Annotated in this window: 19 protein-coding genes; 7 read left to right on the top strand and 12 right to left on the bottom strand. The window is 44.0% G+C overall.

What is annotated here, in order from left to right; all coding sequences use genetic code 11:
- Positions 1 to 102: 102 nt before the first annotated feature.
- Genes BCT34_RS13915 through yiaK form a run of 4 tightly spaced genes read right to left on the bottom strand, consistent with a single transcriptional unit; the run spans position 103 to position 3,893 of the window.
- Positions 103 to 1,077: a DctP family TRAP transporter solute-binding subunit gene (locus BCT34_RS13915; protein WP_076654229.1), complete on the bottom strand. Its 975-nt coding sequence runs from the start codon at positions 1,075 to 1,077 to the stop codon at positions 103 to 105.
- A 21-nt stretch (positions 1,078 to 1,098) separates the two neighbouring features.
- Positions 1,099 to 2,379, bottom strand: coding sequence for a TRAP transporter large permease subunit (locus BCT34_RS13910; protein ID WP_076654227.1), 1,281 nt, complete (start codon positions 2,377 to 2,379; stop codon positions 1,099 to 1,101).
- Positions 2,379 to 2,867, bottom strand: coding sequence for a TRAP transporter small permease (locus tag BCT34_RS13905; protein ID WP_076654226.1), 489 nt, complete (start codon positions 2,865 to 2,867; stop codon positions 2,379 to 2,381). Before BCT34_RS13905 ends, BCT34_RS13910 begins: the two co-directional genes overlap by 1 nt.
- A 24-nt stretch (positions 2,868 to 2,891) precedes the next feature.
- Positions 2,892 to 3,893 carry a 3-dehydro-L-gulonate 2-dehydrogenase gene (gene yiaK / locus BCT34_RS13900; protein WP_076654224.1) on the bottom strand — a complete coding sequence of 334 codons (1,002 nt, stop codon included), beginning with the start codon at positions 3,891 to 3,893 and terminating at the stop codon, positions 2,892 to 2,894.
- Positions 3,894 to 4,318: 425 nt separating this feature from the next.
- Between yiaK and BCT34_RS13895 the strand changes: the two genes are divergently transcribed.
- The 3 genes from BCT34_RS13895 (at position 4,319) to BCT34_RS13885 (ending at position 8,315) form a co-directional block, all read left to right on the top strand.
- Positions 4,319 to 5,491: a glycerate kinase gene (locus tag BCT34_RS13895; protein WP_076654293.1), complete on the top strand. Its 1,173-nt coding sequence runs from the start codon at positions 4,319 to 4,321 to the stop codon at positions 5,489 to 5,491.
- Positions 5,492 to 5,774: 283 nt separating this feature from the next.
- Positions 5,775 to 7,226: a catalase gene (locus tag BCT34_RS13890; protein ID WP_076654222.1), complete on the top strand. Its 1,452-nt coding sequence runs from the start codon at positions 5,775 to 5,777 to the stop codon at positions 7,224 to 7,226.
- A gap of 216 nt (positions 7,227 to 7,442) precedes the next feature.
- Complete coding sequence (locus tag BCT34_RS13885; protein WP_076654220.1) at positions 7,443 to 8,315, top strand: patatin family protein; 873 nt, start codon at positions 7,443 to 7,445, stop codon at positions 8,313 to 8,315.
- A gap of 119 nt (positions 8,316 to 8,434) precedes the next feature.
- Here BCT34_RS13885 and BCT34_RS13880 read toward each other — a convergent pair whose 3' ends face one another.
- The 3 genes from BCT34_RS13880 to BCT34_RS13870 all read right to left on the bottom strand — a co-directional run bounded on the left by BCT34_RS13880 (position 8,435) and on the right by BCT34_RS13870 (position 10,859).
- Positions 8,435 to 9,427, bottom strand: coding sequence for a 2-hydroxyacid dehydrogenase (locus BCT34_RS13880; RefSeq protein ID WP_076654219.1), 993 nt, complete (start codon positions 9,425 to 9,427; stop codon positions 8,435 to 8,437).
- 223 nt (positions 9,428 to 9,650) lie between these two features.
- The gene (locus BCT34_RS13875; protein WP_076654217.1) at positions 9,651 to 9,983 is read right to left on the bottom strand and encodes a DUF1971 domain-containing protein; all 333 of its coding nucleotides are present in this window, start codon (positions 9,981 to 9,983) and stop codon (positions 9,651 to 9,653) included.
- Between the two features lie 72 nt (positions 9,984 to 10,055).
- The gene (locus BCT34_RS13870; protein WP_076654216.1) at positions 10,056 to 10,859 is read right to left on the bottom strand and encodes a ferredoxin--NADP reductase; all 804 of its coding nucleotides are present in this window, start codon (positions 10,857 to 10,859) and stop codon (positions 10,056 to 10,058) included.
- Between the two features lie 340 nt (positions 10,860 to 11,199).
- Between BCT34_RS13870 and BCT34_RS13865 the strand changes: the two genes are divergently transcribed.
- On the top strand, positions 11,200 to 12,135 hold the full coding sequence (locus BCT34_RS13865; RefSeq protein WP_076654214.1) for an acyltransferase: 936 nt from the start codon (positions 11,200 to 11,202) through the stop codon (positions 12,133 to 12,135).
- 158 nt (positions 12,136 to 12,293) lie between these two features.
- On the opposite strand, the gene BCT34_RS13860 is transcribed toward BCT34_RS13865, so the two are convergent.
- The 3 genes from BCT34_RS13860 to glgX form a co-directional block, all read right to left on the bottom strand.
- A complete protein-coding gene (locus tag BCT34_RS13860; protein ID WP_076654212.1) occupies positions 12,294 to 13,016 on the bottom strand; it encodes a tRNA (adenine(22)-N(1))-methyltransferase TrmK in 723 nt (240 codons plus the stop codon).
- 154 nt (positions 13,017 to 13,170) lie between these two features.
- Positions 13,171 to 14,913: a diguanylate cyclase gene (locus BCT34_RS13855; RefSeq protein WP_076654210.1), complete on the bottom strand. Its 1,743-nt coding sequence runs from the start codon at positions 14,911 to 14,913 to the stop codon at positions 13,171 to 13,173.
- 252 nt (positions 14,914 to 15,165) lie between these two features.
- Positions 15,166 to 17,139, bottom strand: a complete 1,974-nt coding sequence (gene glgX / locus BCT34_RS13850; protein ID WP_076654208.1) for a glycogen debranching protein GlgX — start codon at positions 17,137 to 17,139, stop codon at positions 15,166 to 15,168.
- A gap of 421 nt (positions 17,140 to 17,560) precedes the next feature.
- Here glgX and lamB point away from each other — a divergent pair, with 421 nt between their 5' ends.
- Together lamB and BCT34_RS13840 are read left to right on the top strand one after the other, a co-directional pair.
- The gene (gene lamB, locus BCT34_RS13845; protein WP_102300657.1) at positions 17,561 to 18,937 is read left to right on the top strand and encodes a maltoporin LamB; all 1,377 of its coding nucleotides are present in this window, start codon (positions 17,561 to 17,563) and stop codon (positions 18,935 to 18,937) included.
- Positions 18,938 to 19,102: 165 nt separating this feature from the next.
- The gene (locus tag BCT34_RS13840) at positions 19,103 to 19,930 is read left to right on the top strand and encodes a MalM family protein (RefSeq protein ID WP_076654204.1); all 828 of its coding nucleotides are present in this window, start codon (positions 19,103 to 19,105) and stop codon (positions 19,928 to 19,930) included.
- 68 nt (positions 19,931 to 19,998) lie between these two features.
- On the opposite strand, the gene BCT34_RS13835 is transcribed toward BCT34_RS13840, so the two are convergent.
- The gene (locus tag BCT34_RS13835) at positions 19,999 to 21,768 is read right to left on the bottom strand and encodes an alpha-amylase family protein (protein WP_076654203.1); all 1,770 of its coding nucleotides are present in this window, start codon (positions 21,766 to 21,768) and stop codon (positions 19,999 to 20,001) included.
- Positions 21,769 to 21,925: 157 nt separating this feature from the next.
- On the opposite strand from BCT34_RS13835, the gene BCT34_RS13830 reads away from it, so the two are divergent.
- Positions 21,926 to 22,315 carry a DUF1294 domain-containing protein gene (locus tag BCT34_RS13830; RefSeq protein ID WP_076654201.1) on the top strand — a complete coding sequence of 130 codons (390 nt, stop codon included), beginning with the start codon at positions 21,926 to 21,928 and terminating at the stop codon, positions 22,313 to 22,315.
- 52 nt (positions 22,316 to 22,367) lie between these two features.
- Here BCT34_RS13830 and BCT34_RS13825 read toward each other — a convergent pair whose 3' ends face one another.
- Positions 22,368 to 22,952 carry a LysE family translocator gene (locus BCT34_RS13825; RefSeq protein ID WP_076654199.1) on the bottom strand — a complete coding sequence of 195 codons (585 nt, stop codon included), beginning with the start codon at positions 22,950 to 22,952 and terminating at the stop codon, positions 22,368 to 22,370.
- Positions 22,953 to 23,027: the final 75 nt, after the last annotated feature.

Genomic DNA, 23,027 nt, shown 5'->3' with positions numbered 1-23,027 from the left:
AGTGATTTGCCAATGTTCAATAAGTAGAAGTCAGAAGGATGGAAATTAAGGCTGCCTCAGTGGATTGGCTGGACAGCCTTCATCGGTTGATGTGCTTTAGGTTTACTTAGCTGCAACCTTGATCTTGTTGATCATCACATCACCGTTTTTCTCAATGTATGCGTTCCATACTGGTTGAATCGCTTCTTGGAAGGCTTTACCATCAACGTCGCGGTTAACTTGCATACCGTTTGCTTCAAGTTGAGAAATCATTTGCTCTTCTTTCTCAACGCTTAGCTTACGTTGCATTGCGACTGCTTCAGCCGATACTTCTTCGATGATTTTTTGTTCTTCAGCACTTAGTTTGTTGAACTTGCGTAGGTTCATCGTCAGAACCAATGGTGAGTAAGCGTGTTGTGTCAAGCTTAGGTACTTTTGTACTTCGTCAAACTTGAACGACAGCGTTACTGGAATCGGGTGGTCCTGTGAATCAACAACGCCTGTTTCAAGTGCCGTGTATAGTTCAGATACTGGTAGTTGTTGTGGGTTTGCACCTAGCTCGTTGAACATATCGTTCAGCGCTTTAGAGCCGTTTACACGCATTTGCAGACCTTCAACATCAGAAGGAACACGAATAGGTTTTTCGTTGTTGGTCATGTTGCGGTAACCGTTCTCTGGGAAACCAAGACCTTTTAGACCAAATTTCTCAAACTTAGCAAGCACTTCTTTGCCCGGTTCACCGTCTAGTACTTTGTATGCCGTTTGGCGGTCTGGGAACATGAATGGCAGAGTAAAGGCTGCTGATTCAGGCATCAGTCCGTTGTAGTTGTTCAAACCAACCATAGTTAAATCAACGATGCCAGCACGAGAACCATCGATCATCTGCTTATCACTGCCTAGCTGACCTTGAGGGTATACGTTGACTTTGATTTCGCCATTTGAGCGAGCTTCTACTTCTTTCTTAAAGAAAAGAGATAGGTCTTGTTGCAGATCAGACTCTGGTGCAGCGTGTGCAAGCTTTAGAGTGGTTGCCGCAAACGTGTTAGCGCTCATCGCGATGGTTGAAGCAAGTAGAGTCATTTTTAGTAGGGTTTTCATTATTATTTTCTCCGTCGAGGATTAACCAATGACAAACGACATTGGCACAGTGATAATGCTAGGGAAGATGACAAACAGTGTTAGTAGAGCCATGTATGCAGCGATGAATGGCAATACACCTTTCACAGCCGTTGACATTGGCACTCGAGCTACACCACACACTACGTTCAGTACGGTGCCTACTGGAGGCGTAATCAGACCAATTGAACAGTTGATAACGAACAACAAGCCGAAGTAAGTTGGGTCGATTCCCGCCATTTTGATAACGGGCATCAATAACGGAACCAGAATTAGAATGGTCGGGCTTAAATCCATCACCATGCCAACACATAGAACAAGCAGCATAATCACGGCCATCAGTAGTCGAGGGCTATCGACCAATGGACCTAACATTTCAGCAAGCTGTTGTGGTAATTGAGCAACAGTAATCAGCCAAGCTGCCACCATGGCACAGCCAACCAAGAACATAACCATTGCCGTAGAGCGACCTGCGTTCAGTACAATGTGATAAAAGCCTTTAAGCGTCAGTTCTTTATAAACAAACGTTGAGATAAAGATTGCGTACGCTGCCGCCACTACCGCAGCTTCTGTTGGGGTAAAGATACCGAAACGGATACCCACAATGATGATGACTGGCAGGAACAGAGCCCAGATACCCTCTTTGAGTGCCGCTCGTTTTTCTGCTTTTGTTGCGCGCTCAGAAGTTTCTAAGTTTTCTTTACGAACCGTCCAACGCCATACAAACATCAATGTCATACCCATCAATAGGCCAGGGACAATACCGCCTAGGAATAGGTTTTTGATTGAAATACCGCCTGCAACACCGACTAGAATCAGTGGAATTGAAGGTGGGATGACCGGGGCGATGATGCCGCCTGAAGCTAGTAGACCCATAGATGGTGCTTCTGGGTACTTTGCTGCTTTCATCATTGGGTAAAGAATACTTACCAATGCTGCTGCATCTGCTACCGCTGAGCCTGAAAGGCCGGCAAGTAGAACCGAAGTCATGATGGCTACGTAACCTAAGCCACCTTGGCGGTGACCAACATACGTAGTAGCGAGTCGAACAATACGTTGCGACAAGCCACCCGACGCCATTACTTCACCAGCAATTAGGAAGAATGGAATTGCGAGTAGCGTAAAGCTGTCGACACCATTAATTAAAGACTGCGCAAGAATGTCTGCACTAAAGAAGTCCATGTGTAGCATCAGTGCCATTGAAGACAATAGCAGTGCAAATGCGACAGGAAGACCAAGCAAGATTGAGACAATCAATACCGATAAGAAAATGGCTAACGTCATTATTCTTTCTCCTCTTCTAAGCTATCTAGTTGCCAGTCAGGGTTGAAGATACGAACAAACGCAATCACTCCCATTAACGCGCCTGACACCACGCCAGCTAAATAAAATAATGCTGAAGGAAGCCCTGTAAGTTGAGAAATATCTGACCAGTTGGACATCATTTGACGGTATGAACCGATGTAAAGCATGCCTACTGAAACCAGTACTACCACCCAACACATTCGTCTTAGTACGGGCACTGCTTTGGGGAAAAGTCTTTCAGAAAATTCCGCAACAGCGAGGTGTTCGCCTCGGCGCAGCACAACGGCTGCACCGAGCATCACAATCCATACAAGACCAAGGCGAGATAGTTCTACAGAGGGACGAAGACCAGAGGAAAAGCCGTAACGCAGCACAACGTTTGTGAAGACCAGTACAATCATACAAGTCAGAATAACGGCCATGATGACGTCGATACTTTTCCAAATACTCTTAAATACACTTTGCATAAAGCTTTCCCCACCTCAGGCGAATTACAGAGACGTAATTTGGTCCCAGATTCCATCGTTGATTTCAATACCGCCAGCAGCGTTGTGCTTGTCGATGAAGTTCTGAATCTCAGAACCTGCAATCATTACTGAACCTGTTTCTGCTGGCTCAGATGCCAGTACATAGTCGCGGATACGCTTCATCTCTTGTGCGTATTGGCCTTCACCCATTGTTTTGCTCAGGTCAATCGCGATAAGGAATTGTGAAACGCCGAATTCGCCGCCCATGTCTTCGGTTAGGGCTGGAACTGAGTTACCACCAGTGATAGCGGTTAGCATCATGTCTAGCACGATTGCCATTGAAGATCCTTTCCAGAAACCCATTGGTAGTAGACGTTTATTTTCCCAAAGCACGTGTGGGTCTTTGGTCAGGTTGCCTTCGTTGTCAAAGCCACCAACAACAGGAAGATCTTTGTCTGCTAGTACGAAGTTTTGCAGTTGACCGTATGAGAATTGTGTCATTGAGCAGTCAACCACGACCGGTGGATCGCCTGCGATCGCCATGATCAGAGGGTTAGAACCTACGCGGTGATCTTTACCACCCCAAGCTGGCATTACTGCGATAGAGTTTGTTGATGCGATACCAGCAAAGCCTTCACGAGCCATTTTCAGAACGTATGCTCCGCCACGCATCCAGTGGTTCGAGTTACGCATACCCACCATGCCGATACCGTAGTCACGAGCCAGCTCCATTGCACGTTCAGCACAGATAAGGCCGTTCAGTACGCCGGGGCCAAAATTACAATCCCATTGCTCAAGTGCACCCATGCTGTTCACACATTCAGGCTCTGCGTTAAGCTTGATTTGACCTTTGTCTACTTGGTCAATGAACACTGGGAAACGGTTGATGCCGTGTGAATAAGTACCCTCATTCGCCATTTCAACAAAACCTGCGGCAAGCTTGGCTGCCATCTCTGGTTTCATGTCTCGAGCTAGTAGGATTCGTTCATATTCTTGTTGTAGCTTTTCAGTGGATACTAAAGGCATCTCTGTTCTCCGATAAAGTAAATTCCATAATGCGGAATTAATTATTGTTGAGATTCCAAATTAATACTGTGAGCAAAGTGGCGCTTTATTTTCTTATTAAGTTTTTCTCTAATAACTGTTAACGAGTTAAAAAATGAAACAAAAAGATTATTTGATTCCATAATACGGAACAAAAAGCGTGTCCATGATCTGGTTTCTAGAACTAAATCGAATGAAATTCGATAGTTTCATCGGATTAAACTTGTCAAATTATGGGTTTCGAGCAAACCGTAACTTTACTGAATGTAAAATAGTGGCGTTGAAATCTGAGGGAATGGTCAAACTCAGACAGGGGAAGACGCACTGTTGAACCGTCTTCTATATAGTGTTTTTTGTTTAGGAATTGTTTCTTGGTCGATATTCGTCAAGCATTGGAGCTTACTTTTATGAAAATTATTATTGCACCAGATTCGTTTAAAGAATCTTTATCGGCGGTTTCGGTGGCGGCGTGTATTGAAAAGGGCTTTCGTGAAATCTTCCCAGACGCTGAATACGTAGCCTTGCCTTTGGCCGATGGCGGTGAAGGTACAGTCGATGTTTTGCTGCAAGGCTTAGCAGGGCAAAAGCGGACAAGTCAGGTTGAAGGACCATTGGGTACGTTAGTCAGGGCAGAATGGGCGATGCTTGAGTCATCCGATAGCAACCCTAACAAAACCGCACTTGTCGAAATTGCTGCGGCATCAGGTTTGGATTTGTTAGCGCCAGAGCAGCGTAACCCTTTGGTGGCTTCTTCATTCGGTACCGGGCAATTGATTTTGGAAGCGATAAAGCAGGGCGTTCAAACGATTATTCTTGGATTGGGTGGCAGTGCGACCAACGATGGTGGTGCGGGTATTGTTCAAGCGTTGGGTGGATGTTTGCTCGATAGCAATGGACAAGAGCTTGGCCGAGGTGGCGCTGCATTAAAGGATTTAGCCTCTATTGACCTTTCAGGTCTGGATTCACGCTGCGCTGATATTGATCTTATTGTGGCGTGCGATGTTGATAATCCCTTGTGTGGTGATAAAGGTGCTAGCCATATCTTTGGCCCACAAAAAGGGGCGACACCTGAACAAGTCGTGATGCTTGATAAAGCACTTGCGAACTTTGCTCAAGTCGCGGAAACACAAGGTTGTGTCAGTGGCGATGTTCCCGTTCAAAATCGTACGGGTTATGGCGCGGCTGGTGGCGCTCCAATGGGGCTTGGTTTGCTGTTTAATATGCAGATCAAACCGGGTATCGAGATGGTGCTTGATGTTTTACAAGCTGATGACGTGCTGAAAGGTGCTGACCTTGTGATTACCGGTGAAGGCCAGATGGATAATCAAACCTTACAAGGCAAAACACCTTATGGCATTGCCAAGCGAGCAAGTTTACAAGGTATTCCCACCATCGGTATTGCAGGATCTTTAGGCACCGAAGTAGAAGCGCTTTATGGTGAAATGAGTAGCTTGTTTGGTACTGTGAGATCATCTCAAACCTTAGATAAAGTACTACAAGAGGCTGATATCAACTTGATTAGAACGGCAAGAAATATTGCAGCGACTTTACGGTTAGGTCACGAAATTTTTCAAAAATAGCGAGTTTGATGAATCATGAGGTCAACTTGTAACGCCATGTAACCTGTTGATTGTTAAGTTGTAAATATTCCTATCAATATTGAATGATTATGATTATGATTTAGATCATTAAATTGATAGGTTTTACCCATGACAACGATAAATACAAACGATTATATTTTACTTTGATTCAAGCTTATTCTATATCCTTAATTACTGCGTGGTTTTGTGTGATGAATAACTGCCATACAGAAGTGGCGGTGCAACAAAGATGCTGCACCTAAAAGGTAATAAGGAATTGATGATGAGTAAAAAACTAACTACAGCTGCGGGTTGTCCTGTTGCTCATAACCAGAATGTTCAAACTGCGGGCAAACGTGGTCCTCAACTTCTTCAAGATGTTTGGTTCTTGGAAAAATTGGCCCATTTTGATCGTGAAGTGATCCCAGAGCGTCGTATGCACGCGAAAGGCTCAGGTGCTTACGGCACATTTACCGTTACACACGACATCACAAAGTACACCAAGGCAAAACTGTTCTCAGAAGTGGGTAAAAAAACCGACTTATTTGCACGTTTTACAACGGTTGCAGGTGAGCGCGGAGCTGCCGATGCTGAGCGTGATATCCGTGGCTTTGCATTGAAGTTTTATACTGAAGAAGGCAACTGGGATATGGTGGGTAACAACACGCCAGTATTCTTCCTTCGTGATCCTCTTAAGTTCCCAGACTTAAACCACGCGGTGAAACGTGACCCTCGTACTAACATGCGTAGTGCGAAAAACAACTGGGACTTCTGGACCTCTCTACCGGAAGCTCTACACCAAATTACCATCGTGATGAGTGACCGTGGTATCCCTGCCACTTACCGCCACATGCACGGGTTTGGTAGCCACACGTTCAGTTTCATCAATGCTGACAACGAACGTTTCTGGGTTAAGTTCCACTTCAAATCTCAGCAAGGCATTAAGAACCTTTCTGATGCAGAAGCGGCACAAGTAATCGGTGACGATCGCGAAAGCCACCAACGTGACTTGCTAGACAGCATTGATAACCAAGACTTCCCGAAATGGACGTTAAAAGTTCAAATCATGCCAGAAGCAGATGCTGCGAAGGTTCCATACAACCCGTTCGATTTGACTAAGATCTGGCCTCATGCCGATTATCCGTTGATTGAAGTGGGTGAGTTTGAGCTAAACCGTAACCCGCAAAACTTCTTCGCTGAAGTAGAGCAGTCGGCATTTAACCCGGCGAACGTGGTTCCGGGTATCAGCTTCTCACCAGACAAGATGCTACAAGGTCGTCTGTTTGCTTACGGTGATGCTCAGCGCTACCGTTTAGGTGTTAACCACCAGCACATTCCTGTGAACGCACCTCGTTGCCCAGTACACAGTTACCACCGTGATGGTGCAATGCGTGTCGATGGCAACTTTGGTAGCACACTTGGCTATGAGCCAAACAATGAAGGCCAATGGGCGGAACAGCCAGACTTCGCTGAACCAGCATTGAACCTAGATGGTGCCGCAGCACACTGGGATCACCGCGAAGATGAAGATTACTTCTCACAACCGGGTGACTTGTTCCGTCTGATGACTCCTGAAAAACAAGCAATTCTGTTTGATAACACTGCTCGTAACCTAGGCGGCGTACCAAAAGAGATTCAACTGCGTCACCTAAGACACTGTTACAAAGCCGATCCTGCATACGGTGAAGGTATTGGTAAACTGCTTGAAATCGATGTGAGCGAATTTAAGTCGTAATCCATCATCTTGATTAGATAATTGAAAGGCCATTGAGTGCATTACTCGATGGCCTTTTTTGATCTCGCCATTTATTCGCTAACCCTAACTCTTTGAAAAATAGCCTATTCGTATTGATAGTTTTTACCTATCGAATTGATAAATCTATCCCATTATCTTTGTCAGAGTGATGGGATTATCCTACGACTATCAGTTTATAAAGTAGAAGAGTTTGAGATGAGTAATAGCGCATTAATCGTTGAAGGTGGAGCAATGAGAGGCATCTTTGCTGCCGGAGTTTTGGACGCCTTTATGCAAGACGATTTCCGTCCTTATGATTTTGCCATTGGCGTATCTGCTGGTGTGTCGAATTTGGTTGGCTACTTATCTCATGCACCAAAACGCAGTTATGATGTGATCACTACGATGGCGACGGATAAGACGTTTTTTAATCCTGCCCGCTTTGCTAAGGGGGGTAACTTAGTGGATGTTAAATGGTTATGGAACGAATCCAATCAACGTTATCCGCTAGATTGTGGAGAGCTTTTTTCAAGTATCCCACTTATCGCTGCTGTCACAAACGTCGATACGGGCAGTGCGGATTACTATCATATCAAGCCAGAAAATCTTTCTAACGTGGTTGAAGCGACCACCGCATTACCTATTGCTTATCGTGAAACACCGTGCTTCTCGGGTGGCTGCTATACCGATGGTGGTGTAGCGGATTCGATTCCGGTTCGCGAAGCATACCGCCGTGGTGCGCGAGACATTACGGTAATCCTTTCTCATCCTTTAAGCTATCGAATGAAGCCTCAAAAGCACCAATGGATGCTGAAAAAACTGCTAAAGAAATTCCCAAATATTGCTGAGTCGATGGCGGTGCGTGCTGAAAACTACAACCAGTCTCTGGAGTTCATTCGTAATCCGCCCAAAGATGCTACCATTAAGGTGATAGCGCCGCCAGAAGCCTTCGCGGTGAAGCGTTTGACTATGGATCAATCGACACTTGATGCAGGTTATGAGATGGGTGTAAAAGCCGGTGAAGAGCATCTTGCTATTCGGAAAGGCGTGTATGGTTTAGACACAGAAGATTGTCATTTCTGCGTATAGGAATTGTTTGAAATATCGGATAAACGAAAAAGCCACGCTGTTCACATCAAAATAGCGTGGCTTTGTATCTGTAGACCTAGTTTGTTTTTAACTCAATCTGCTACTAACTCAATTTGTTATTAAACGAGCTCATTGCCGCTGGTGTTGCCTTTGAAGAAGGCATCAACACTGGTGAGCGTAGTATTCGCGATGTTGAACAACGCATCTTTAGTCAAGAAGGCTTGATGACCTGTGAATAATACGTTGTGACAAGCGGATAGGCGACGGAACACGTCATCAACAATCACATCGTTAGATTTATCTTGGAAGAATAACTCTTTCTCGTTGTCGTAAACGTCAAGACCAAGTGCACCAATCTTGCTTTGTTTGAGTGCTTCAATCGCTGCTGTTGAATCAAGAAGCTCACCACGGCTGGTGTTGACGATCATCACCCCGTCTTTCATCTTCTCAAATGCATTCGCATCCAATAAATGGTAGTTCTCTTTGCTCATAGGGCAGTGTAGAGAAATCACGTCAGACTCTTGGTAAAGCTGATCTAACTCTACATATTTAGCGCCCAGTTCAACCGCTAAAGGGTTCGGATATGGGTCGTAACACAGAATGTTCATACCTAAACCTTTCAGAATACGCATGGTCGCTAGGCCAATCTTACCGGAACCAATCACACCGACGGTTTTGCCGTGAAAGTTAAAGCCAACCAAGCCTTCAAGAGAGAAGTTTGCATCACGCGTGCGTTGGTATGCTTTGTGAAGCTTACGGTTCAAACACATCATCATGCCGACCGTATGCTCTGCTACCGACTCTGGTGAATAAGCAGGAACTCGTACTACTTGTAACCCAAACTCTTTGGCTGCGTCCAGGTCGACTTTATCAAAGCCCGCACAGCGCATTGCGATCAACTTGGTACCACCTTGCGCTAAAATTTCTAGCACGCCTCGCGATAGGTCGTCGTTAACAAACGCACACACAACTTCGTTATCGTGCGCCATTTTTGCTGTTGTTGTAGTGAGTCGAAAATCGTGAAAATGAAACTCAGCGTTGAGTTCGCCTTTCGCAAGTTCAAATGATTTTTCGTCGTATGATTTTGAGCTAAAAAAAGCAATGTTGAGCATGGCTTCCTCTCTTACCTAAAAAATGAATACCCCAATTATGTCTATTTGATACGGGGTTAGAGCTAACAACTCTGTTCAGTGTGCTAGAGTTCTTTTGTCTTGTCTATCACCATTAGTCATTGTAATTACTATGGTTATTCTATTTTTGCATCTTCATTTATTGAACATTTAAAATCACATTACGAAGAAGCTTGCTTACAAGTTCATCAATCTTAAATGGATCTTACTTTCGGGTGTTGAACATCTGCTTGGTCTCTTTTTCTGACCAGAAGTTGATATTAAATTGAGCATCGTCACTCAGTTCGATACGGTGCCAATATTGCGGAGGACTTGTCGCAAATTGTCCAGCATTGATGACAACGGTGACTTCTGGTTCTGTTGCTTCTGCGTCTGCAAAACCGTGGTAGGTAACCGTACCTTCCATAACACATAATTGACCGAACACACCCTCAGCCGTGTTGTGATGGCTTATTAACGCGGCAGGCACGTTGTCTTTAGTAAAGAATGGCGTTGAACGTTGAATTTTCCAATGTGAAGGAATACGTAAATGACTCATATAAAACCTCTTCTCTAACTGTTCTTTGAAAGTTGTGTTTCTGTGTTGCTATTAAATGGGTGACGGCGTTATTTACCAGTAGTTCTCACTGCTGAATTGACCGGGCTTTCTGCGTAAGTGTTTTTCGAAACCTAAGCTGGTTAGCGCTTCACTTGTGTCACGAACCATTTGCGGATTGCCACACAGGTAGAAGAAACTGCGGGTTTGATTGAAAGCGACAGACGCGGCTTGCTCAAGGTCGCCTCCAAGCAACAAGCTTGGGATTCGTCCGCGCAAAGTTCCGGTGACTGATTCTCTAGAAATAATTGGCACATATTTAAGTTTCCCTTGAAAGTGTTTAACGAGTTGATCGATACGATCTCGATAAGTCAGGTCCTGTTCTGTTCTTACGGCATGCACCAGTACAAGACTTTTGAATGAGGCGGCTTTTTCAAAAGCCAATCCATTCCTGTGCTGTATCTGCATGCTTTCAAGCATTGAGATAAACGGCCCAACCGCGGTGCCGGTTGAAAGCATCCATAGATCGTCGGCGATCTCCGGGATCTCATCTAATGTCATAAAGCCACTTGGGTCTTTACCGACAAAGATGTCATCATCAGCTTTCAGCTCATGAAGTTGAGGTGAAAGCTGACCGTTCTGATCCTTAATAATCAAAAACTCCAGATGTTGATGACCTTGTTCGTGCTCTGGCGCATTCACCATCGAATAGGCGCGTCTTACGAACTCCCCCTCACTGTTAAGTAAGCCAAGTTTCGTGAACTGACCCGCTTGATAGGGAGAGACAGGAGCACTGACTTGAAGTGAGAACAGTTGATCTGTCCATTCCGTCTTGTTTAAGACTTTGCCGGTTACCAAACCATGAGGAATATCTGTCATATCATCACCTTTACGTAGAGAAGTTATCTCATTAAGGATACTCAACTATTTATATTTTAGAGTTGCATGTACCATGCCAATAGTGAGAATGCTTATCAATACTAGACCTTTGATGATTAAAACCCTAAGTGGTGTCATTTAGACCTGTCTAGAATTGAGTTGAAATGACTCTGTCGATGTTTATTGATGCTATATTTGGGGCAAGATCGATGAGTAGGCCGTTTGAGATAGGCCAAATTAGCCCAGTGGTTTGACCCCTATGATATTCAACTAATTACTAAAGAGAATATTTTGCAGATGAGTATAATGGCGGCTTTCGATCTCAATATAGCCGTGTTTTATGCTTGATAATCTTCGTATGGGCTTGAACGTGTTGTTCGTGACCATTAATACCGCAATGACTGCGTTTACCGTGAGCTTCTTTGGCCTCATCAAACTGATTCTGCCAATCTCTGTTGTGCAAAAGTCATATACTCGCTTAGCTAACTTCACATTCTGGTGCTGGGCTTCGCTCAACCTTTGGATGTTGAATGTGAATAACGACATCGAGTGGCAAGTGGAAGGTGGGGAAGATATCTCGACCAAACAGTGGTACTTGATGATGTCGAATCATCTGAGCTGGGCGGATATTGTGATTTTGTCTTCAATCCTAAAAGACAAGATGCCGATGACTAAGTTCTTCCTTAAGCACGAACTTCTGTATGTCCCTTTTGTTGGTTTGGCATGCTGGGGCTTAGATATGCCTTTCATGAGACGTCACTCTCGTGAATTTTTGTTGCGTAACCCAAAACGTCGTAATGATGATTTCGATGCAATCAACAAAGCGTGTACAAAGTTCAAGCTAGCACCAACCACCTTGGTCAACTTTGTGGAAGGCACGCGTGTCAATCGCGAGAAACTGGCGACAGCGAAAACCCCTTATCGTCATCTATTGAAGCCAAAAACCGGCGGTGTGGCGTTTGCTTTATCGGCAATGGGTCCAATCTTAGATGGTATTGTGGACGTCACTTTGGCTTACCCTGAAAACCAAGTATCTCCGTTTGAAGACATGCTGAAAGGCAAAATGACTAAGGTAGTCGTACGTATTAAACTACATCCAATGGATGAGAACGTGAATGGTAACTACTTTGAAGATAAGGCATTTAAACGTCGTTTTCACAGTTGGTTGAACAACACTTGGAAAGAGAAAGACGCCTATCTTGATACAGTATATGGGGTTGATACGCCCTCTGAGGTTGAAACGATTGACGAGCCTGATGCAGCTTGTAAACAGTAAGAGCACTGTGCTTAAGCCAAGTTGCTAGCATTAAAAAAGCCGATAGTTCATTGAACTATCGGCTTTTTTGTTGAACCTGATTCATCTTTTTAATGTGAAGTTAGTACTTACTATTATTTTAATTATTTAAATCCAAGATGCTCAACTAGACCGCATGTTTAAATTGCTTGGTAGGCCTCGATGATGTGTTTCACTTGGCTCGGTTTGCCTTGCTTCTCTTGCCCTTGATGAATACGTAAGTAGTGCTGCAATGTTTTGGCTTTGTATTGCTGTGATACTTTCATCTGTTCATCACAACTTGATGTCCAGATCTTGTCACCGACGTTTGATATCTCGCGAATGGTTTGGCTCTTTTCAACACTATCTTGGTTATTACTGACCAATAAAATCTCGTAGTAACGTCGGTTATCTTCAATCAGCACTTCATCAATAAGCCCAAAATTGAGCGCCTTTAAATGACTTCTTAGCTCAAATTGTTGATGGACTGGACAAAGTAAGAAATCGATCGCTTTGTCTGGGTGTTCACGATGAATATCATCCACAAGCTTTTGTGTTAGATCGCCACCGACACCCGCAATAATAACCAGGTGTTTGCCTGTATGTTTCTCTAGCGGGATAGCTGCGACATCCATGCAGTAGACTTGCCATTGGCTGGTGGCTTTGTGTTCTGCCATTTCACCTTGAGGAAAGTAGCGCACTAGTTTGCCTTCAAGATCACTCATCAAAGATGGGACGATATCGACAAAGTGAATCTTAGGCGCTTTATTATCCGACAACAGTTGAACACCCAAAAAACCATGATCACAACAACAGTCCCAAATATGCTGGTAGTCATTGCTTACAAGTGAGTGGAGAGTTTGCAGTCGGTTACTTAGCTTCATAAGTCTCGTGTCGTTAGAAAAGGATATTGTGGTGTCGAAGGCGCATTGTAATGACTTTCTATAAAAACAAAAGCACCTAAGGCGTAAACCCTAGGTGCTTGATAGTTTTAGAGACAGAACTTGGAGCTATAGAGACGAGCTCGTTAAAGTACGCTTACGACGCTTTAGCAACGGCTCTAATATGACCTTCCACTCGGTTCTTACCAAGTTGTTGCGCGATTAACTTTGCTTGTTCCGCTAGTGCTAGGGCTGAGTCTGTTTCGCCCTCTATTTGTGAGTACCCCACACTAACCCCTAATGACAAGTTTATATCGGGAGTGACGATGGTTTTCTCCGAGATTCCGACTCGACACTGGTCTAGCTGGAATTTGGCATCTTTCACATCGTTGGCTTTGAACAATACAGCGAACTCCTTTCCTCCAACACGTGCCAAGCAAAGACCTTTCGGCTTAGGGAAGTAGTAACGTATCGACTCTGCAGTTAGCTTGATCATCTTGTCACCGACGCTCTCACCATAAGCTCGGTTTACGTGGTCAAAGTTATCGATATCAAGCAGAGCAACATAGGTGTCAGGCTCACTCGCATAGTGTTCGATAGTGGCACTGAAACTGGCTTTATTGTCTAACTGCGTCATCAGATCTTTGCTACTCAGTTGACGTTGAAGCAATAAGTTAGATAAAGAGACCTCAGTGAAATCTCGGATCATTCTTAAAATACTCTGGCTGATCGGTAAGCCTGCGTTTACATAGAGCACTGCAATCAACTGCTTACGAGAGTGCAAAGGAATGCAGTAATGGCGTTGCTGTATTTTGAGTTTAATCGCTAATGGGTCTGCGTATTTTCCACTTCGGTAAGCCATGGAGTCTGGTGTCAATCGCTCTGCAAGGGCTTTGTCGCAATGCACTGTTGATTTGTTTCCGTGATAGTCGATGGTACTGAATGAGTGGTTCTCTGGCTGATAGAGACAGAATTGAATGCCTTTTTGGTAGGTAAAGCTATCCAGTATGGATTTTAGCTCTCGTTTAAAGCTGACAAGGTCGTCGACTTTGTTCAGTTGTGATAGAGACACATTCAAACGATAAGCTAAATAGTTTGCGCCAATCCACAATAGAAGCAATGAACCAAGCACCAAACCAGTTAACGTAAATTGGTGTGAGCTCGTTAAGATGTCATGGCGATCAGTGCCTGCGATGAATACCCAATTCAAGCTGTTGTCGGCGTCAAATACTGATATTTTGAAGTTATCTTGATAGTAGTATTCATGCTTACCAACGGTTTCACCTTGTGAGAGTTGGTGACTGATTCCTGCGTGATAGCTGACCGATTTAGAGCCGATACGTTTTGGGTCTGGGTGGAAAACCAGTCGTTCTGTTGCTCGATCAACGACAAACACGTAGCCGTGATTCAGCGTTTTTAAGTCTCTTAATCCTTGTGTGGTATGCAAAAGGTCAAACTCAATCCATATTTCTTCGTTCAATCTTTCCGCAGTATGTTTAACTGCGAAGACCCAGCGACCATCTGCTTTTTGGTAAATCGAAGATATGTAGAAATCCTCAACTACACTGTCTATTGAGTTCCATTTTATGGCGTCAATTTGTTCATGGGAGAGAGGTAACCCACGACTTGATATATATTGTTGGGATTGTGGTTGGTATCGAACGATATCGGAGAAATTCGGTGTTCTTTTTAGAATATTATCACTGAGTTCTCTGAATTTTTGATCATCGATTGGAGCGGTTTGAGGTAAGCCTAGACTGGTTTCTAAAAAATAGAGCTTGCCGAATGTGGCTTCGATGTTGGAACGAATGGTGGAGCTTGCGATACGGATGTTTGATGATGATTGTTCCGTGGCTGCTGTTTCTACTTTTTCAAGCTGAGCCACAGCAAGATAGAGCATCCCTCCAGTTAATAAAAGAATGTATGGTTTAAAAAGCCGTATTAATGTTTTAGGTAAAGCCATGATATCCAAAGACGTTATAGATTCATTTTTATAGTACGGCAATACTAAACAGTTTTCGCAATCACATCAATGCAAATGATTCCATATGAATGAATGAGTTTTGTGATATTCGGCCAACAAAAAAGCCAGTTAGATATATAACTGGCTTCTATGGTTTCTGGTGTTTTATTGAGCTGGTTTAGCTTTAACTCAAATCAAATCAGTTTTATCTGGCGAGTAGTGCAAAATGGCCATCGAAGTGGGCGACAACAACATTTCACCTTCTGCGTGACCTGGCTTGACGTTACGCAGGTTAGTATCACAAATAGTCACCCAGTTTTGCTCGCGGTCACTAGGTAAAGAAAAGCGTGCTGGCGCGTTGGTTTGGTTGATCAGATAAATCAACTCATCACCATCTTTACCAATACCAAGATGCAAAGCGACTGAGCTTAAGCGGTTCCAATCATCATGCTCCATGAGTGTGCCATCGACACGGCTCCAGAAGATGCGGTTAGAGTTACGCTTTTCGCCACTGAATGCCTTAATAAATGGCACCATGTATTGCTGACGAGCAGATATCATTTCCGATAGCCAAGTCTTGAAGTAAGTCTTTCGCTCTGAATCTTCCCAGTTAAGCCAGCTGGTTACGCCATCTTGACAGTAAGCGTTGTTGTTACCTTTTTGGGTATGAGATAACACATCTGCCGTCAAAATATGTGGGATACCAAAAGCAAACAGAAGGCTCGCCATGAAGTTACGTTTTTGCTTTTCACGTGTCGCGATAACGAGCAGGTTTTCGGTTTCGCCCTCTACACCGTAGTTTTCAGAGCGGTTGTCACCATGCCCATCACGGTTATTCTCACCATTCTCTTCATTATGCTTGTGCTTGTACGAGACAAGATCTTGCATCGTGAAGCCATCATGGTAAGTGATGTAGTTGACGGTCAATTTGTAAGGCCAGTGCGCTGCACTGTAGATATCACGCGACCCCATTAAGCGAGTCGCAAACTCTTTTAGGTAGCCTTGGTCACCGCGCCAAAAGCTACGCGTGATGTCTCTAAGCTTATCGTTGCATTCATTCCAGCCTAACGGGAAGTTACCCACTTGGTAGCCATTAGGGCCAATATCCCAAGGTTCAGCAATTAACTTTGTTTCTTTTAGTACGGGGTCTTGAGCTACAGCTTTAAAGAAAGCGGCCTCAGGGTTGTAGTTGTCGCCTTCGCGTCCCAGTGTGGCAGCCAAATCAAAACGGAAGCCGTCGACTTGGAATTCGCTTACCCAGTAACGAAGCGTGTCCATCACTAAGTTAAGTGCTGGCTGGTGAGTGAGATCAACCGTGTTACCACAGCCAGTAAAGTTCGCGTAATGGCAGCCATGTTTAATGTAGTAGCGGCTGTCTAGCGCTTTTAGGTTGAAGGTTGTACCGCCTTCACCACCTTCTGCCGTGTGGTTGTAAACCACGTCAAGAATAACTTCGATACCATTACGGTGAAGCTCGCGAATCGCGGTTTTGAGTTCATTAACGGCGTCTTTTTCTGCGTAGCGAGGGTCTGGCACCATGAACAAGTATGGGTTGTAACCCCAATAGTTCACTTTATCCATGTCCAAGAGGTGAGGCTCATGCATGCACGCAGCAACGGGTAAAAGTTGTAGAGAGTTGATATTTTGCTGCTTATAGAACGCAAGCATTTCAGGGCTCACCAACCCTAAGTAACGGCCTTTAGTATTGGCTGCGACTTCTGGGTGAAGTTGAGAAAGGCCTTTTACGTGCGTTTCAAAAAGAACGGTATCTTCACGGCTAATGCGTGGCTTTTCTACGTCTTGCCAATCGAAAGCGTCATCAACAACAACACATTTCGCCATTGCGAAGCTTTTTTCATTGGAATAAGGCGTGACGTAATCGAGCGGTTCGCTTATTGCTTTGGCATATGGGTCTGATAGCAGGATAGGGCCATTGTCTGTTTCTGCAATGAAACCGTATTTTTGTCCCGCTTTAATGCCATCGATAAAGACATATCTGATATCAGCGTATTCATTTTCTAATTTATAAGTAGTGAATTCGTTGTTCTCGTCAAAAAGAGCAAGAGAGAGAGATTTACAGTCGGGAGAATAAATTGAAAAGTTACAGCCAGTGTTACCTAGCGTTGCGCCTAGTGGATAAGGGCGAGCGAGCGTTCTAGTCATTGCTTGATTTCTTGTTCGTTTATCGACATCAGTGAACTATAAGTAAAAGGCTTTGTCACAGTAAGGTCAAGCAACTTCACAGAATAATTACGGTTAAAAAAATAATTCATCGATGAAGTTCAAATTATATATTTGAAGTAGATCTCACTTATGCTGAATAATTAGATCTGAGTGCTGTCTACTCCTCCTAGATTAAGTGATCTACCTCTTTAAAATACCGTTCTGTATATTTTCTACTCCCCTCTAGTCCCCCTTAATTTAGTTAGGGGTGGAGGAAGTCAAACTTGTCATCCCCTCTTAATATTGACCCCGTTGAAACGAATCAGGGGAAACCCTAAACCTCTCTATCTTACGACTACCATAACTGCCTTTGGTTGCCGCAAGAGAGCAAAATATAAAAACCTAAAATAAATCGTCCTTAATGGAGTTAAGAATGAAAAAAGTAAGTTTGATTGCTGCTGCAGTGGCGACTACGCTAGCTGCTGGCTCTGCGTTCGCTGTTGACTTTAACGGTTACATGCGTGCTGGTACTGGTATCAGCGGAAATTCTGGTGGTGACGTATCTGTAAACAAAAACGGTATTGGTCGTCTAGGTAACGAAAATGATAACTACTCTGAGTTTGGTTTTGCAGAAGAACTGAAAACTGGTGAGCAAACATGGCGTCTTGAGTCAATGATTGCATCTGGTGCAGACGGCGCGAATGGTTGGGAAGACGGCGACTTCAACGTTGCACAATTTGCTGTTAAAGCTAAAGGCGTGATCGCTTCTGACAAAGAAGCAACGCTTTGGGCTGGTAAAACATACTACCAACGTAAAGATATCCACATCACTGACTTTTACTTCCTAAACACATCAGGTACCGGTGGTGGTATTGAAAACTTATCTATTGGTGACCAGAAGCTTTCTGTTGCGCTGATTCAAGATAATGGCTCTCAAAATGTTGAAAATGGTACAACTGCAGTATTAACAGCAGCAGGACAAGCGAAATTGAAAGCTTGTAAAGGTAGCGCAACTTGTGAAAAGGCAGTGTTAGATGACGCTAGTAACTATGAAGACGCAACTGCTTACAAAGGCGAAACAGTTAACGGTTATATCGCAGATGTTCGCTTAGCAAACATTGGTCTGTGGTCTGATGCGTCTCTAGAAGTTGCATTAGCTTACAACTTTGCTACTGAATCAAGTGGTCAAGATGTTCAAGCTGATGATGGTTTGATGGTTACTGGTATCATTCACCAAGGTATGGACAATGGTTTTAACCAAACTGTTCTTCAATACGGTACTAACGGTTACGGCGCTCAAATGTCTAGTTTCGGTGGTTCAGGTGCATGGTATGACCGCTCTGGCGCTCAAAATGACGCAACCGGTTACCGCTTGATTAACTGGGGTGTGATGAACCTAGGCGAATCTTGGGAAATGGGTCACCAATTAGCTTACCTAGCAGGTAGCGACATCGGTGGTAAAGATACTAGTGGCAACTACACTAATCAAAATTTCGATATTGACCAGTACTCAGTTGTGGTTCGTCCTATGTATAAGTGGAATGACACAATGCGCACTGTATTCGAAGCTGGTTACAATGCTGGTGAACAGATTGCGAAAGGCGGTTCGGCTAAAGAAGACTTCGGTAATGCTAAATTCACTGTAGCTCAAGCTTGGGCTATGGGTGACAGCTTCTGGGCTCGCCCTGAAATTCGTGTTTACGGTTCTTACATCCTAGACACTGAAAATGATGACGCATTTGGTACAAATGAAGATACTGAATACGTATTCGGTATTCAAGCAGAAGCTTGGTGGTAAACACTTAGCTTAACCAATCCTAAACTGTCCTAATTCATAGCCGGCTTGCGTCGGCTATTTTTTTAAGGAATGTACGAATAAGTGGATCGTTCCCTAGGTGAATAGTTTTCTTTGTGGTAATTAAAGTTAGTAAATTTCTTAAAAAAATAACAAGAAGGAAGGGTTATGTATTTTAAAGCTCTTATGTTGAGTGGTTGTGTTGCGTTGGCTGGTTGTCAATCTGCGCATGTAGTAGAGCAAGTGCAAGTGGCACAAGCTGAACAAGTTAACTCTATCGCTGGTCTTCAGTTTGCAGCAATGAAATTGCCTAGCTCTGTAGTTTTTGATGTAACGCCAGAAAGCCAATACTTGAACTATCAGTCGATTAATAGCCCTGTGGTTGCGGTTGAGCTTCCGGCGAATCGGGGCGAGTATTCATTAACAATTTCTAGTTTGATTGGAGACACTGCATTTGTCCCTCGTGCAGTTATCTATGATACAAACGGTAAAGAGTTGGAAAGCTACGGCAAAGGCGACTTTGAATATAAAAAGCCTAGAATGCACTTAGGCAATAGACTTGTTGCAGAAAGAGAGTTCTTCCCACCTCGTACAGAAGATTCGGTTTTCTTGGTGGTTTACACAGATCAACAAGAGATTGGTGCTTTTACTGATGTGATTCACCCTGCTCGTTTAGATGCAGAAGGTCGTGGTAACTATTTGCCAGAAGTAAAAGATATCCCAATCCCAAATGCTAACGTAGGCAAAATAGAAGTTACTATTGATAAAGCGAGCTTCTTCTCATTTGGTTCTAGCAGTGAATCAAACGCTAAACCTGCGGCAGCAGCTAAGGTTGAAACGATTCAACCAGAAACACAAACTTACTACCATAATGCCATTCAAGCAGCGGTAGACACAGACAATATTCCAAAAGCTCTGAGCCTATTAGATGAAGCAAAAGCACTTGGCATTGAAAGCGCGCAAGAAGTATTTGTAAAAGCTGTTAACAAGAAATAACTATAGACCCCCAACACCCGAAGCAGTTATCTATTTTTAATTAACTTCGGGTGTTTATCCTTTCTATCTTAATGAATCTCTAGCACCCAAGTCAAAGATGCTAGCGGTTTCAATTCAACATGAAAGCTTCCAACACTGTTCTCTACTTCGAGCACTTGTGGCGCGATGCCTTCAATATGCTCATTGAGTATGTAGCGGCCATCAACTAATTTGAGTTTCTGAATGACGTCATGTGAAATCTTTAAATGGATACTTTCGGTGGTATGTTGGTTGAAATTAGCCGCTATGATGGTCAGTTCTTTATTGTTGTAGCGTAGAAATGCGTAAACTGTGTCACTCAGATTATTGCTTTGGTGTAAGTCTCGGTAATGTCCTGTCATTGAAGAGTGCTCGAGCGAAAAGTTCATGACCTTCTGATAGAAGTGACGTAGTTGCTTTTCGTTATCGTCTAGTAGCCCGCCATCGAATGCGCCGTGGTTCATCCATTTTTGATGCTGTGGGACACCGATGTAGTCAAAAATGGAGGTACGAGAGGGCTGTCCAAAACCTGCGTTTTCAGCGCCCGGTTCGCCGACTTCTTGCCCAAAGTAGATCATGGTTGGTGAGCTGCTTAATAACGCGCTGACGAGCATCGCAGGCTTAGCGATATTCGGATCACCTACAAATTCAGGCGACGCGATGCGCTGTTCATCATGGTTATCCAAGAAGTGCAGCATATGGTGTTCTATGTCCATCATTTGATATTGGATTTCGGGGATGATAGCCGTTGAAGCTTTACCTTGCATGATGGCTTTGAGGCTATCGTATAGGTCTACTTTGTCGTATAGATAGTCCATCTTTCCTAGATGAATGTAGTCGCGGTATAAGGCCGGTTGATACACTTCTGCCATTAGAAAGGCATTGTTTTTTTTCATTTTTATTGATGAGTTGAGATAGCTCCAAAACTCAACAGGCACCATTTCAGCCATATCGTAACGAAACCCATCGACGCCTTTGTCTAACCAGAACAAAGCGATTTCGCGGAACTTAACCCAAGAGCTAGGCACGTCTACTGATTTCCAGAAATCGAAGTGATCTCGGTAATCGCACTGTGCATAGTCACTTGGTAATTCCGGGAAGTCTTTGGAACCGTCAGGGCGCACACCGTAATTAATCTTTACTGTCTCATACCAATCGTCGAAATTAGGCTTTGCCAAGCGTGAGCCATTACCGGTCCATTTGGCGGGTGTCTCGATAAACGGGGAGTTTAGGTTAGGGTGTTGTTCACCAACAAGCGGAATAAAGGCGGGATCTGTTTCTGGCACTTCAAAATCGCTGTTTGGGATGTAGTAGAAGTTATTGTCTCTATGGTATTCGAGTGTTGTGTCATCGCGAGCACCAAAGTCACCCACGCCTTGCGGGTTGTTTAAGCCTTTATAATGACGTGCAACGTGATTTGGAACGATATCGATGATCACCTCTAAGCCGTTGTCATGACTTCTTTTGATTAGTGCCTCGAACTCATCCAAACTGCGATCAGGATTATCAGCGAGATCAGGGTTTACCGAGTAGTAATCTTTTACCGCATAAGGGGATCCTGCACGACCTTTTACCACGCTCGGGTGATCGTCTGAAATACCAATGTGTTTGTAGTCATTGATTAACGCGTGGTGAGGAACTCCGGTATACCAAATATGAGTCATACCGAGTTTGCGGATTTCAGACAGCGCTTTGTCTGTAAAATCACTAAACTTGCCAACTCCATTTTGCTCGATTGTGCCCCATGGAACATGTTGGGTGTTTTTATTGCCAAATAAACGCGTAAATACTTGGTAGATGGCGTACTTTTGGTTGTACATATTTATAATTCCTTTAACTTCCATCATGCTATGTAGGGATGAAAGGGCTTGTTTTTATTTGGCAGGCTAACCGAATTAAAATATGCCTTACTCATCCTTATCAAAATCTACAGGGCGTAATTGCCACAGTATGTGAGCTGTTACCCAAAAGGAGTTGATGTTGTCTTCATCTATTCAAATCGTCATTACTTATTTGGTTCTGGTGGCGGTGTCTGCGTTGTTTGCGGAAAGTTCAAAAGCGCTGTTGGTGTGGTATTTGGTTATCGGAGTGGTGACGTTTTTTGTGTACGCGAAGGACAAGCGAGCCGCGATTAATGGTCATTGGCGCGTGCCAGAGAAAACCTTGCATATCTTTTCTGTTGCTGGAGGTTGGTTGGGGGCTTTGATCGCACAAGATAAGCTGCGTCATAAAACACAAAAGCAGCCGTTCAGAGCGATTTATTGGCTTACTGTGGCGATGAATGTAGCAGCGTTTATATGGACGTTAACGCCGAGTGGGCAGACGATAGTTGGTCGTTGGCTTAGCGAGGTTATTGGGTACTTTTGATGTAATTGATGGTTAGCAATCACTTACTAACCATCTTAGGGATGTTATCGGGTTACAACATTGGAATCGTTGAGGCTAACAACAAGCCCGCCATACCGTAGTTGAAGCTCTTGATACGTACTGGTGTTGTTAGCCAGTGTTGCAGTTGCTTGCCTGCTGCCGTCCAGAAGGTTACCGATGGCAGGTTAGCTAGTGTAAAAATGGCTGCGATGATTGCAAGCTCCCACCATGAGCTGCCACTGCTATACACTGAAATCGCAGTCAGTGCCATTGACCAACCTTTAGGGTTTACCCACTGAAAACTTGCCGCGCCAATGAAGGTCATTGGTTTATAAGCCTCAGTGCTTTTGGCTTTTCCGCTCTTTGCTATTTTAATTGCTAGGTAAACCAAGTAAGCAAGGCTCAGGTACTTTAAGACTTGGTGGGTAATGGGATATGCATTGAAAATGCCCATTAACCCAAAGCCAACCAGTAGCAACATGGCTGCGAACCCTAACGCAATGCCCAGCATATGCGGAATGGTACGGGCAAAGCCAACATTGGCACCTGATGTCATGAGCATGATGTTATTTGGACCCGGTGTGAAGGTCGAGACAAACGCAAACAAGGCAAGTGCGCTAAGTTGTTCTAAAGGCATAATGGTTCTCCAGCAAAAAATGAACGAAGTGACTGACCGGTCATGACTTTCACGTGTTGAGAAACATAGTAAGTG

Source organism: Vibrio sp. 10N.261.45.E2 (genome assembly GCF_002875705.1).
Lineage (GTDB): Bacteria > Pseudomonadota > Gammaproteobacteria > Enterobacterales > Vibrionaceae > Vibrio.
Note: the sequence above shows the minus strand (reverse complement) of the source record. Positions and strands in the feature narration are given on the sequence as shown.

What these genes read in the sequence shown, in the direction of transcription:
- lamB (WP_102300657.1), top strand. Translation starts at nt 17,561, where the DNA reads ATGGAGTTAAGAATGAAAAAAGTAAGTTTGATTGCTGCTGCAGTGGCG.
- BCT34_RS13835 (WP_076654203.1), bottom strand. Translation starts at nt 21,768, where the DNA reads ATGTACAACCAAAAGTACGCCATCTACCAAGTATTTACGCGTTTATTT.
- BCT34_RS13830 (WP_076654201.1), top strand. Translation starts at nt 21,926, where the DNA reads ATGTTGTCTTCATCTATTCAAATCGTCATTACTTATTTGGTTCTGGTG.
- BCT34_RS13890 (WP_076654222.1), top strand. Translation starts at nt 5,775, where the DNA reads ATGAGTAAAAAACTAACTACAGCTGCGGGTTGTCCTGTTGCTCATAAC.
- glgX (WP_076654208.1), bottom strand. Translation starts at nt 17,139, where the DNA reads ATGACTAGAACGCTCGCTCGCCCTTATCCACTAGGCGCAACGCTAGGT.
- BCT34_RS13875 (WP_076654217.1), bottom strand. Translation starts at nt 9,983, where the DNA reads ATGAGTCATTTACGTATTCCTTCACATTGGAAAATTCAACGTTCAACG.
- BCT34_RS13865 (WP_076654214.1), top strand. Translation starts at nt 11,200, where the DNA reads ATGCTTGATAATCTTCGTATGGGCTTGAACGTGTTGTTCGTGACCATT.
- BCT34_RS13855 (WP_076654210.1), bottom strand. Translation starts at nt 14,913, where the DNA reads ATGCTCTATCTTGCTGTGGCTCAGCTTGAAAAAGTAGAAACAGCAGCC.
- BCT34_RS13910 (WP_076654227.1), bottom strand. Translation starts at nt 2,379, where the DNA reads ATGACGTTAGCCATTTTCTTATCGGTATTGATTGTCTCAATCTTGCTT.
- yiaK (WP_076654224.1), bottom strand. Translation starts at nt 3,893, where the DNA reads ATGCCTTTAGTATCCACTGAAAAGCTACAACAAGAATATGAACGAATC.
- BCT34_RS13905 (WP_076654226.1), bottom strand. Translation starts at nt 2,867, where the DNA reads ATGCAAAGTGTATTTAAGAGTATTTGGAAAAGTATCGACGTCATCATG.
- BCT34_RS13825 (WP_076654199.1), bottom strand. Translation starts at nt 22,952, where the DNA reads ATGCCTTTAGAACAACTTAGCGCACTTGCCTTGTTTGCGTTTGTCTCG.
- BCT34_RS13895 (WP_076654293.1), top strand. Translation starts at nt 4,319, where the DNA reads ATGAAAATTATTATTGCACCAGATTCGTTTAAAGAATCTTTATCGGCG.
- BCT34_RS13870 (WP_076654216.1), bottom strand. Translation starts at nt 10,859, where the DNA reads ATGACAGATATTCCTCATGGTTTGGTAACCGGCAAAGTCTTAAACAAG.
- BCT34_RS13915 (WP_076654229.1), bottom strand. Translation starts at nt 1,077, where the DNA reads ATGAAAACCCTACTAAAAATGACTCTACTTGCTTCAACCATCGCGATG.
- BCT34_RS13880 (WP_076654219.1), bottom strand. Translation starts at nt 9,427, where the DNA reads ATGCTCAACATTGCTTTTTTTAGCTCAAAATCATACGACGAAAAATCA.
- BCT34_RS13840 (WP_076654204.1), top strand. Translation starts at nt 19,103, where the DNA reads ATGTATTTTAAAGCTCTTATGTTGAGTGGTTGTGTTGCGTTGGCTGGT.
- BCT34_RS13885 (WP_076654220.1), top strand. Translation starts at nt 7,443, where the DNA reads ATGAGTAATAGCGCATTAATCGTTGAAGGTGGAGCAATGAGAGGCATC.
- BCT34_RS13860 (WP_076654212.1), bottom strand. Translation starts at nt 13,016, where the DNA reads ATGAAGCTAAGTAACCGACTGCAAACTCTCCACTCACTTGTAAGCAAT.